Origin of the sequence: Marinobacter sp. 3-2 (assembly GCF_003751355.1) — a bacterium.
GTDB classification, from domain to species: Bacteria; Pseudomonadota; Gammaproteobacteria; order Pseudomonadales; family Oleiphilaceae; genus Marinobacter; species Marinobacter adhaerens.
The window spans coordinates 1,116,657-1,128,544 of sequence record NZ_RJUQ01000011.1 but is presented as its reverse complement, the minus strand read 5'-3'; the positions used below and the strand labels follow the sequence as shown (position 1 = coordinate 1,128,544).

The window sequence follows — 11,888 nt, the reverse complement described above, 5'->3', positions numbered from 1 at the left end:
TTATGTGGCTGGTACGTCCGGCTGAGCCGGATGATCTGGACCAGATTCTCGCCATCGCGGGCACCCAGTGTGCCCGTCTTTCTTCAACCCTGCCCAAACAGGGCGACGCCCTGGCCTACAAGATCGAGCAGTCCCTGGCGTCGTTTGCCGGCCGGATCAGCGCAGAGGATGACCCTCCCAGGTTCCTGTTTGTGCTTGAGGACACTGAAACCGGAGGCATCGCCGGCACGGCCGGTATCGATGCCCATGCCGGCAATGGCCAGCCTTTTTACAGTTACCGGCGGGATGCCCTGATCCATGCCTCCCATGAACTGGGAGTGTCCCGCCGTGTGGAGGTGTTGTATCCCTCCCACTCGCTGACCGATGTATCGTTGCTGTGCTCTTTCTCGATCCGCCCGGAGCTGCAGGGCACGGATGCGTTCGAGTTGCTGTCGCGGGCCCGGATTCTGTTTATTGCTGATCACCGTGAATGGTTTGCCCAGCGTATGGCCGTGGAAATTCAGGGCGTTCAGCTCGAAGACGGGAGCGTGCCCTTCTGGGACAGCCTTGGCCGGCATTTCTTTGATATGGATTTTGAAACGGCGGACCAGTACTCCGGGCAGCTCAGCAAAACCTTCATTGCCGAGCTCATGCCGCCCAATCCCATTTATGTGACGCTGCTGAGTGAATCGGCCCAGAAGGCGATGGGGCAGCCGCACCAGATTACCGTACCCAACTTTGAACTGCTTCAGCGGGAAGGGTTCCAGCCGGGAAACTATCTGGACATTTTTGATGCCGGTCCGGTTCTTGAAGCTCGTACCGACAGCCTGAAAACCCTCGTGACCAGTCACCCGAAGGAACTTCATGGGACCAACGAGGACACCGGCGAAACCTGTCTCATTGCCGCTGGCGAGGGTGAACAGTTTCGCTGCACCCTGACACCGGTCGCCGAAACACTGGACGACAAACTCAAGGTTCCGGTCTCGACCTGGAACACGCTGAACCGGACCGCGGGTGACCGGGTAAGGATCGCGCCGCTATGACCTATTCGGGCACCGAGGACGCAGTTAAGTATCAACCCGCCGGGATCACGGAGGCGACACCATGCTGGTAATTCGCCCGTTGCAGGAAAACGATCTGGACGACCTGTATGCCATGGCCCAAAGCGCCGGGAAGGGGCTGACCACCCTGCCGGCGGACCGGGAGCTTCTGCAGAGGAAGATCAATCACGCCCGGGAGACCTTTAACCAGCGCATTGCGCCGGAAGCAGGGCTCTATCTCTTCGCTCTGGAGGATACCGAACGCAAGAAAACGGTCGGTATCAGCGGCATCCAGGCTCGCGTTGGTCTGGATGAAGTGTTCTACAATTACCGTCTCAGCGTCACCGTCAATGCCTCGAAAGAGCTGGGTGTTCACGTGCGGACTCCAACGCTGCATCTGTCAAACGACATGACCGATACCAGCGAAATCTGCTCCCTGCTGCTCTCCGATGAGTACAAAGGCGGAGGCAGCGGCCTGCTGCTTTCCCGCTGCCGGTTCATGTACCTGGATGAATTCCGCAAACACTTCTCGGAAAAAATCTTCGCGGAAATGCGGGGCGTGTCGGATGCCAACGGCCGGAGCCCTCTGTGGGACGCGCTGGGAACCAAATTCTTCGACATGGAGTTCAGCGAGGCGGACATGCTCTCGGGGCTGGGCAACAAGTCGTTTATTGCCGAGTTGATGCCCAAGTATCCGATATACCTGTCCATGTTGCCGGATTCCGCCCGTGCCGTGATCGGCCGGGTCCATGACAACACCGCTCCGGCACTCCGGATGCTTCAATCCGAGGGCTTCAACTTCAACGGACTGGTAGACATCTTTGATGGCGGGCCCGTGGTTGAAGCCTTCGTTCACAATGTCCGGACGGTTCGGGAAGGCATGAACCGACACGCCATGGTCACTCGCAAACCGGTCAACCTGGACGTGCCATCTGAGGAGCGGGTCATGGTTTCGAACCGCTCATTCCGGGATTTCCGGGTGACTACCGTGCCGATAGATTGCATCGGACCGGATACCGTCAGTCTGCCACCTGAAGTGGCCGAAGCCTTGCAGATTGAATCTGGCGATCCGGTTCGCCTGGCCCCCTTGAAAGACTCGGGGCTGCTGACCAAACATAGTTATAGAAGCTCAGTACCGGGAGGTGCATCGAAATGGCAAAGCTGACGGGTGAACTGTTTATCGACGGGCTCTGGCTACCGGGCCACGGGCCGGTATTCGAATCTGTCCAGCCGGTGACCGGTGAAACACTCTGGGATGGCGAAAGCGCCAATCTGGAGGATGTGGATGCGGCCGTTCGTGAGGCCCGCAATGCCTTTGTGAAGTGGCAGCGCAAGAGCTTTGCCGAACGCCAGGCCGTTGTTGAAGCCTTTGGTGAGCTGCTTGAGGCTCACAAGGAAGAGCTGGCACGCCAGATTGGCCTGGAGACCGGCAAGCCGCTGTGGGAATCCCGCACGGAAGTGGCGGCGATGATCGGCAAGATTGGTATTTCCGTGAAAGCCTACAACGACCGTACCGGGACGTCTGAATCGGATGTTGCCGGTGGTCATGCGGTGCTCAGGCACCGGCCCCACGGGGTCGTTGCGGTGTTCGGCCCCTACAACTTTCCGGGGCATTTGCCGAATGGCCACATAGTGCCGGCTTTGCTCGCCGGTAACACGGTGGTGTTCAAACCGAGTGAGCTGACCCCGGGGGTCGCCGAGCTGACGGTAAAACTCTGGGAGAAGGCCGGCATTCCCGATGGAGTGATCAACCTCGTCCAGGGCGCCTCGTCCACGGGCAAATCCCTGGCCGGCCACCCGTTGATTGACGGCCTGTTTTTTACCGGCAGTTCCACGGTCGGTCATCTGTTGCACAAACAGTTCGGTGGCCAGCCTGAGAAAATCCTGGCCCTGGAGATGGGCGGCAACAACCCGCTGATCGTTCAGGATGTGGCTGATGTGGATGGTGCAGTGCACCATGCCCTGCAGTCGGCCTTCCTGTCGGCCGGTCAGCGCTGTACCTGTGCACGTCGCCTGCTGGTACCCAAGGGCAAGAAAGGTGACGCGTTCATCGACCGGCTGGTGGAAGTCTCCGCCCGCATCAGGGTAGGCGAGTTCGATGCCGATCCTCAGCCGTTTATGGGCTCCGTGATTTCCGCGGAAGCCGCCGAAAAACTCCTGGCGGCCCAGGCCAGCCTGCTGGAGAAGGGCGGCAAATCCCTGCTGGAGATGAAGTCCCTGAAGTCCGGAACCGGACTGCTGTCGCCGGGTATCGTGGATGCCACAGGTCTGGACGTGACCGATGAAGAGTTCTTTGGCCCCTTGCTGAAGGTTTATCGCTACAAGAGCTTTGATGATGCACTGGCGCTGGCCAACGATACCCACTACGGGCTGTCGGCGGGCATCCTGACGGACGACCGGAAACTCTACGAACGGCTGGTGGAAGAAGTGCGCGCCGGTATCGTGAACTGGAACCGGCCGCTGACCGGCGCCAGCAGCGCGGCGCCCTTTGGCGGTGTTGGCGCCAGTGGCAATCATCGCCCGAGCGCCTACTACGCTGCCGACTACTGTGCCTGGCCCATGGCTTCTCTGGAGGCCGGCAAGAGTGAGATGCCAGAGTCTCTGGCACCCGGCCTCAATTTCGATTAACGGAACCCAGTGCCATGGTGAAACACGCGGTTGAAGCAAACTTCGATGGTCTGGTCGGTCCCACCCACAATTACGCGGGACTGTCCTGGGGCAATGTAGCCTCCAAATCCAATGTCAGTTCCGTCTCGAATCCGAAAGAGGCGGCACTGCAGGGCCTGGCCAAAATGAAGCGCCTTGCGGACCGGGGCTATGTGCAGGGCGTTCTGCCTCCCCATGAGCGGCCGCATATTCCGACACTTCGGGCCCTGGGGTTCGAAGGTCCGGACGCTCGGGTTCTTGAGCAGGCGGCCAAATCCAGTCCGTCGATCCTGGCGGCAGTCTCTTCTGCGTCGCCGATGTGGACGGCCAATGCGGCCACGGTATCGCCAAGTGCCGATACCTCTGACCATCGCGTGCACTTCACCCCGGCCAACCTGAGCGCCAAGTTCCACCGTTCCATCGAGCATGCGGTGACCGGACGGGCACTGAAATCCATTTTTGCCGACGAGAGCTACTTTGCGCACCATCCGGCGCTGCCATCAGTGAGCCACTTTGGCGATGAGGGCGCGGCCAACCACACCCGGTTGTGTGCCGGTTATGGTGAGCCCGGCGTGGAACTGTTTGTGTATGGCCAGATGGCGTTCAATGAGCAGGCTCCGGCTCCCAAGAAATACCCGGCAAGGCAAACGCTTGAGGCATCCCAGGCGGTGGCACGGCTGCATGGCCTCAGGGACCAGAATGCGGTGTTTGCCCAACAGAATCCGGACGCCATTGATGGCGGCGTTTTCCACAACGACGTGATAGCGGTGGGCAACGGTAATACGCTTTTCTACCATGAAATGGCGTTTCTTAACGAAGCGCAGGTGCTGGCGGACATCAGGGAGCGGCTCACCGGTGCCGAGCTGGAAGCGGTCCGGGTCAGCAGTGCCGATGTACCACTGGAAGATGCGGTGGCATCCTACCTGTTCAACAGTCAGTTGCTGAACACACCCGACGGCATGCTGCTGGCGGTGCCCGGCGAGTGCCGTGAAGTGGCTTCGGTCAGCCGTTATCTGGATGGCCTGGTGAAGTCCGGCGGGCCGATCACCGCGGTGGAAGTGTTCGACGTCAAGCAGTCTATGCGCAATGGCGGTGGCCCGGCCTGTCTGCGGTTGAGGGTGGTGCTCAACGACGATGAGCTGAAAGCCATCAACCGGGGTGTGTTGCTCACCGATGAACTCTATGAGCGCCTGACCACCTGGGTGGAAGCCCATTACCGGGATGAACTCAGCCAGAACGAGCTTGGCGATCCGATGTTGCTCGAAGAGGTTCGCAAAGCCCTGGACGAACTCACCGGGATCATGGGCCTGGGCTCCATCTACGATTTCCAGCTCTAGCAGCCTGCCGGGCTGCGAGTTGTCAGGCAGAAATCGACGACGTCAGCATATCCATGGTGTGCCGGATCAGCTGCTCGGCCGGAAACGCCGGGTTACCCTCGCCCATTTCCGACTGGCAGAGCAGGATCACCCCGTGAAGGGCGCCGCGCAGGTACAGTGCAGTCTCAACGGGGTCGTTGATCCGGTCGCGGTTCATGGTGCCGTCCCGTAGCCCCAGTTCGATGGCCCCCACCATCAGCTCCATCAGGTCTGATTTGGAGCACAACATTTCCTCTGCCTGGCTTTCGTCTGCCTCCGCCATGGCGGTGGACGCCTTGGTCAAAGCCGAGAAGTAATCCGGTTCCTCCAGATAAAAGCGATAATAGGATTCTCCCATCGCCCGGATCTGGCCCAGCCCGTTATCCGCGGTCTGTCTTGCCTCTTCAAATCGACGGAAGAGGCTATGGCCCGCCCTGAGCATGATGCCCCTCTGTATCGCAGCCTTGTCCTTGAAGTACACGTACAGCAAGGCCCGACTGAGGCTGGCGGTGCGGGCGATGTCGTCCATGGACGTGCGTTCGTAGCCCTTTTCCGAGAACACCAGTTCGGCGGCGTCCAGGATGGTGTCGTAACGGGCCTGTTTCTCACGCTCGCGACGGGTTTTCAGCGGTTCGCTCATTCAATCATCCGGTTAGTTGGCAACAGCACGCATAGGATACCTGAAATCGAATCAAACCCGATTATTGACAAAATGTCAAAGAATGACATGATGTCTAAATCAATCATCGGGTTTCTCCAGGGACAGGACCCCGCCAACTACACAAGCAAGGATGAAAGGAAGAGTCATGACACCACTTCGAATCCCCGTTGCCATCGTTTCTCTTGCGGTTTTTTCACTGTTTCTGTCGGGCTGTAAAGCCAGTGACGTAGCCCCGGAGCCCGGGCAGCAGAAGGTTTCAGTGCGTGTGTCTGAAGTTTCCGGCGGCGAGAGCCAGGATATGCCGCTGCGGTTTTCCGGAATTGTTCGTGCTACCCAGCGAGCGACACTGACCTTCCAGGTCAGTGGCACCCTCAAGGAGCAGGCGGTGGAGCTCGGGCAGAAGGTGCAGGCCGGTGATCTGCTTGCCCGTGTCTACAATCCAGGCCTGGAGCCGGCCCGGGATTCTGCAAGGGCCCGCCTGGAAGAGTTGAGAACCCAGTATCAGCAGGCTCAGCGGGAGTGGGAGCGCTCCAGCCGATTGCACGAGCGCGGTGTGGTGTCCGAGCAGACGCTGGAGCAGCTTGCCGCTCGGCGGGATTCCCTGGAGGCCAGCGTAGCAACGGCGCGGGCCTCCCTGGCGGAGGCAACCCAGCTGCTCGAGGAGAGTACACTTCGGGCGCCCTTTTCCGGACGGGTTGAAGCCCTGCTGGTGGAGCGGGACGAATTCGTGGCGGCCGGACAGCCGGTGATGCGGCTTTCCTCGCCCGAGGGCCGTGAGGTAGAGGTGCGGGTACCGGCGTATCTGCTGGATCATGTTGAGCTGGAGCAAACCTTGCCTGTCTGGTCCGTCCAGGACCGCAGCCGCCCGCCACAATCCGGTTCGGTGGTCGAGATTGCCCAGGCCAGCGCCATTCGCGGCGAGCTGCATCCGGTTCTGGTGAGCCTGCCGGTAAACACCCTGGAGCCCGGCCAGCCGGTAGAAGTGGGCATCACGCCTGTTCGGGAATCTGCCATCACAGTGCCCCTGCTGTCGGTGATCCGCAACGCCGAGGGCGTCAGTGTGTTCCGGGTCCGGGATAATGTGGCCTCCCGTGTTGCGGTGGAAGTCGACCGGGTCGTGGGCGAGCGGGTGGTGGTTACCTCTGGCGATTTGTCCCCGGGTGACCTGGTGGTTTATGCCGGCATGACACGGCTGGCGGACGGTGATGCCGTGGAGGTGCGCTGATGACCCGCCGGCTTCTGAACTGCCAGCGTCTGCTGGGCATGGTGGTGACCATGCTCTGCCTGCTGGGTATCGCGGCTTACAGCACCATGCCACGCCAGGAAGACCCGTCGTTTCCCTACCGGGCCGGCCTGATCAGCATCAACTATCCGGGTGCCAGCGCCGAGGCCGTTGAACGGCTCGTACTCAGGCCCCTGGTGGATGAACTTCGGCAGGTGGAGGAGGTGGATTATACCCAGTCCACCGCCCGTACCGGCGTTGCCATCGTGCGCCTGCGCCTGAATGACGACATCTACGACACCGACCCCGCCTGGGACCGAGTGCGCCAGGCCATGGAGCGCGCGAAGCAGGACTTCCCGGACGATGTGGGCCGGATGGTACTTGATGACCGTCTAATCGATATTCCTGCCATCGTCATGGCCGTAGGTGGCTCGCCCTCGGTAACGGAACTATCCGACGTTGCTGAACGGTTGAAGCAGAACCTCTCGGATTTGCCGGGGGTTTCCCGGATTGAGCTGGAAGGTGATGCAGACGAGCAGATTACCCTGGCACTGGACGATGCCGCGCTCTTCCGGCTTGGTATCTCACCGGCGCGGGTGCTGGACACGCTGGCGCGGCGAAACCAGACCATTCCCGGCGGCTTCGTGGTGGTCAATGGCCGCCGCCTGTCGGTCCTTCCCAACAGCGAATTTGCCGATATCGATGCCATCCGCGCCACGCCCATTGAACTTCCGGATGGCTCTCAGGTGCCCCTGGCCGCGGCAGCGGATGTCTGGCGTGGACCCGTAGAACCCAGACAGCCGGAAACATGGTACGACGGTGAACGGGTGGTGCTGGTCTCCATCATTATGGAAGAGGGCACCACCGATGCGATCCGCTTTGGTGAGCGGGTTCGTGAGCGCATGGACCAGATTCGCGGAGACTTTGAGCCTTATGAGATCCGGGAGATGTTCTTCCAGCCGGACAAGGTGCAGGAACGGCTCGATAACTTGGCCTGGAGTCTGGTGCTTTCAGTGCTGATCATCGTGGCGGTGGTCTTTACCGGCATGGGCATTCGTATGGGGCTGCTGGTCGCGTCCATTCTGCCCATGGTTGCCCTGATCAGTGTCGGGCTCTATGACCTCGGTGGGGGCGTGCTGCACCAGATTGCCGTCATCGGCATGGTGATCTCATTGGGCATTCTGATCGACAACGCCATTGTGATTGTCGAAAACATCCAGGGGCACCTGGATGAGGGCATGCGGCGGCTGGATGCCCTGCGCCAGGCCGTCAGCGAGCTGGCCGGCCCGCTGGGTGCCTCAACGGGAACCACGCTGGCGGCCTTCGCACCCCTGCTTCTGGCCAAGGGCGGCGCTGCAGACTTCACCCGCGGCGTTCCGGTCATGATCATGCTGACACTGTCCGTCAGCTACCTGCTGGCTATCTCGGCCGTTCCCCTGCTGGCGGCCAGGTTCCTGAAACCCCGCCGCAAGGCCGGCCAAGACCGATTGATCGGAGTAGCCCGTTTTCTGGGTGGCCTGGTGTCGCGTTACCCCGGACGGCTGATTACCGCGGGCGCCATACTTGTGGGCATCAGCCTCGCGATGACCCCCTTCATGGCCCAGCAGTTCTTTCCGAATGCTGATCGCCCGAGGGTGATTGTCGAAGTCTACATGCCCGAAGGCACCGACCAGGCCCGCACGGCAGAGGCCACGGAAAGTTTGGAGCGAATCATTCGTTCGCAGCCGAATGCCCTGAAGGTTCACCGGTTCGTAGGCTTCACCGGACCTTCATTTTATTACAACCTGCAGCGTGCCCCCCAGGCACCGAACCGGGCACGGCTGGTGGTTACCACTCCCACACTGGAAGACACTACCGGCATGATCCGCTGGATTCGCGCGCACGTGAAAGACCAGATGCCGGAACTGGATGTGACCGTGGGTATCCTCGGGCAGGGGCCGCCCAGGGCTGCACCGGTGGAAATCCGTGTCTACCATGCCAATGATGGTGCCCGGATCGAAGCGGTGGAGCGGATCTTCAGCATTCTGAGAGGCGTTGAGGGCACGGTTGATGTTCGCCATGACCTGGATATTGGCGTTCCGAGTATTGCCATCAACGTCGACGATGCCACGGCGGCCCGTTACGGCCTGACGCGGGCCGATGTGGCCCAGAGCCTCTATGGCCAGAGCTTTGGTGTGGTGGCTGAGCGCTATCGCCAGGAAGAGGATCCCATCCCCCTGGTGCTGCGTTCCCGCGAGGGCACGGCCCTCTCGCTGTCACGGTTGCTGTCAGTGAACATCTACAATGACCGGGGCGACGCCGTGCCGCTCTCAGCAGTGGCGACGGTGGATACCACCTGGGAACCGGCGGCTCGATACCTGCGTGATGGCGTAAGAATGAACACCGTCACGGCTAACCTCGAAACCGGTTACAGCTTCAGCCAGGCTCTGGACGGCCTTTACGCAGGGCTTGAGAAAAACCCGTTACCACCGGGTACCCGCATGGCCATGGGCGGTGATGCCGAGGGTTCCGGTGAAGCCAACACCGCATTGCTCACCGCAGCCCCCATCGGGATGCTGTTGCTGCTGTTCTTCCTGCTGCTGCAGTTCAACTCCTTCCGCCGGGTCGGCATTATCCTTCTGACGGTGCCGCTGGCTACCGTCGGTATTTTCCCCGGATTGGTGCTGTCCGGCTCACCCTTCGGTTTCCAGTCTCTGCTTGGCGTGATCGCCCTCGTGGGAATCGTGGTGAACAACGCCATCGTTCTGCTGGACGTGATGGATCGGGAACTGGAGAAAGGAAGAGACATCCGCGACGCCATGCGCAACGCGGTAGAGCAGCGCACCCGCCCGATCCTGCTGACCACAGCAACCACCGTGGCCGGCCTGCTGCCATTGGCGTTCTCAAGCTCCACGCTCTGGCCACCCATGGCCTGGGCCATCATCTCCGGCCTGCTGGCCTCAACGGTGCTCACGCTGCTGGTCATCCCGGCTGTCTGCACCCAGTTGATCAAAGTCAGCGTGCCGGAACCCGAAAACGCCCCGGCCTGATCAGTTGGAATGAGGATCAGATGAAGCTTTCATCTGATCCCGTTTCTGGCCGGATCATCAGCCCGACTCGGTGACCCACGGGCACCTCCGGATTGGGGAACACAATCGCTTCTGGCGAATGTCCCACCCGATAGCTGGTCTCGCTGTCCTCCCAGATGACTGTGCCGGGCTGATACTCGGTGAAATTGGCGACATCGTCCGGAATATGGAACCGGAAGTTCTTCCCGGTGTTCAGAATCTCATGCACCACCTCGAACACCGTCAGGTGATCAAACGGCGGCTGCGGCGCAGGTGAGGGTAGCCCTCGGAACCGCCGTCGCAAGGCATCCTGGATGCCGGAAAAGCGCCCCAGATCATTCTGACCGAACGGCCGGACCTTACCCAGCTCCACGGTAAAACTCTCGGCCTTCAACAGCGACGAGGAAAACGACGAAAACGTGGTGCCCGCCTTGTGCTGCAGCAGAAGCGTCTCCACCTCTGCCTCCAGCAAAAAATCACACTGGTCGACCGGAACCGTCCGCCCCTCAACAAACGGATACAGCGCAAACCGCTCCCGGTGCGACGGCCGAATGGCCGTGTGCAGGTCGTAGTGATAGAGCGCCTCGGGATTGGCCATGGCAAACTGCCGGCAAGCTTCCTCAAGTTCCTGCGCCCGCGCAGCCTCGGCCAGTCCCTCATACTCGTTCCGACTATGCGCGCCATCGAACAGCCGATTGAGGTTCACTTCCAGAAAGCGCTTCCCTGCGACCATCGCCGGCGGATTACCCAGAATCAGCAAGACCGGGCAAGCCAGCTCCCATTCGCCATCAATCAGTTCGGAAACCAGTTTGTTCAGAACCTCAATAGGCGCTGTTTCGTTCCCGTGAACACCTGCAGAAACGATGATGGCCTCGGCATTCGGATTGCTGCGTGCCGCCGGGGGGACAATGTCCAGAACGCCTACGGCTTTGCGGCTGATACGCGTCCCGTCAGGGAGGAAGGCTTTGGTTTCTGGGAGTGATGCATCCGCGTTGTCGAGGGTGTGTGAGAGCCAATCATGGGAACTGCCAAATAGATCCGAACTAACGGTCATGGGGACTCCACGAAAAAGTCAGAGGGCGGTTGGCGGGTGTCTTCCCGGGAGTGTCTGAGGCCATGGATGGCCTCAGTCAAGCGCACATGGATGTGCTCGTAGTGTCTCCCGGGAAGACACCCGCCAACCGGCCCGGCACCAAACTGGAAGCCTGGGGGCTCAGCCGTTCACCGGCCGCTGGTGCTTCAGAAGATGAGTTTCGAGTTTGCGGAAGGCAAAAACCAGTATAAACGTGAGCGCCATATAGCAAAGTGCCACAAAGATAAACGCATCGAACGGCGCATAAAACCGGGAGTAAATATTACGGGCCGCCCCCGTCAGATCCACGATAGTGACCACACTCGCAATCGCACTGGCGTGCAGCATGAAGATCACCTCGTTGGAGTAGGCCTGCACCGCCCGCCGCGCTGCACTTGGCAGCACAATCCGCCGCATCCGCATAAACCAGTTCATGCCATAGGCTTTGGCTGCTTCAATTTCACCGTTGGGCGTAGATATGATCGCACCGCGGATAATCTCCGTGGTATAGGCCGCCGTATTCAGTGTGAAAGCCAGCAGGGCCGGGTAGAAAGGCTCCCGGAAAATCTCCCACCAGAAGGTTTCCTGGATGCCCTCAATCTGGGCCAGCCCGTAATAGATGATATAAAGCTGGATCAGCAATGGTGTGCCGCGGAACAGATAGGTGTAAAGCCACACCGGGCCGGAGACGAAGGGGTTGCGAACCGTCCGGAGGATGGCCAGCGGAACCGCCACCAGCAAACCGATAACCAGGGACAGAAACACCAGATGTACGGTGGTCACCATGCCATCCCAGTATTCCATGATGGTCATGGCGGTAAAGATTTCGTTCTGGTTCAGCCACTCGGCAATGAAATCAGGCATAC

9 protein-coding genes are annotated in these 11,888 nt (G+C 60.3%); 6 read left to right on the top strand and 3 right to left on the bottom strand.

The genetic code is table 11. The features are described from left to right. The first annotated feature begins 2 nt into the window (after positions 1–2). The 4 genes from EDB94_RS07135 (at position 3) to astB (ending at position 5,002) form a co-directional block, all read left to right on the top strand. Positions 3–1,022: an arginine N-succinyltransferase gene (locus tag EDB94_RS07135; RefSeq protein WP_108017890.1), complete on the top strand. Its 1,020-nt coding sequence runs from the start codon at positions 3–5 to the stop codon at positions 1,020–1,022. A 61-nt stretch (positions 1,023–1,083) separates the two neighbouring features. After that, entirely contained in the window at positions 1,084–2,184 is a 1,101-nt protein-coding gene (gene astA / locus EDB94_RS07130; RefSeq protein ID WP_108017889.1) for an arginine N-succinyltransferase, read from the top strand. Further along, the gene (astD, locus tag EDB94_RS07125) at positions 2,172–3,647 is read left to right on the top strand and encodes a succinylglutamate-semialdehyde dehydrogenase (RefSeq protein ID WP_108017888.1); all 1,476 of its coding nucleotides are present in this window, start codon (positions 2,172–2,174) and stop codon (positions 3,645–3,647) included. Before astA ends, astD begins: the two co-directional genes overlap by 13 nt. Before the next feature lie 14 nt (positions 3,648–3,661). Then, entirely contained in the window at positions 3,662–5,002 is a 1,341-nt protein-coding gene (astB, locus tag EDB94_RS07120; protein ID WP_008169251.1) for an N-succinylarginine dihydrolase, read from the top strand. Between the two features lie 22 nt (positions 5,003–5,024). Here the strand turns inward: astB and EDB94_RS07115 are convergent, their stop codons facing one another. After that, complete coding sequence (locus EDB94_RS07115) at positions 5,025–5,660, bottom strand: TetR/AcrR family transcriptional regulator (protein WP_062781040.1); 636 nt, start codon at positions 5,658–5,660, stop codon at positions 5,025–5,027. Positions 5,661–5,826: 166 nt separating this feature from the next. Between EDB94_RS07115 and EDB94_RS07110 the strand changes: the two genes are divergently transcribed. Further along, positions 5,827–6,906, top strand: coding sequence for an efflux RND transporter periplasmic adaptor subunit (locus EDB94_RS07110; RefSeq protein WP_008169257.1), 1,080 nt, complete (start codon positions 5,827–5,829; stop codon positions 6,904–6,906). Continuing rightward, entirely contained in the window at positions 6,906–9,932 is a 3,027-nt protein-coding gene (locus tag EDB94_RS07105; RefSeq protein WP_108017887.1) for an efflux RND transporter permease subunit, read from the top strand. The genes EDB94_RS07110 and EDB94_RS07105 overlap by 1 nt, the downstream gene beginning before the upstream one ends. A gap of 16 nt (positions 9,933–9,948) precedes the next feature. On the opposite strand, the gene astE is transcribed toward EDB94_RS07105, so the two are convergent. Beyond that, positions 9,949–11,004 carry a succinylglutamate desuccinylase gene (astE, locus tag EDB94_RS07100; RefSeq protein ID WP_108017886.1) on the bottom strand — a complete coding sequence of 352 codons (1,056 nt, stop codon included), beginning with the start codon at positions 11,002–11,004 and terminating at the stop codon, positions 9,949–9,951. A 159-nt stretch (positions 11,005–11,163) separates the two neighbouring features. Further along, positions 11,164–11,886, bottom strand: a complete 723-nt coding sequence (locus EDB94_RS07095) for an ABC transporter permease (protein WP_008169264.1) — start codon at positions 11,884–11,886, stop codon at positions 11,164–11,166. Between the last annotated feature and the right edge of the window lie 2 nt (positions 11,887–11,888).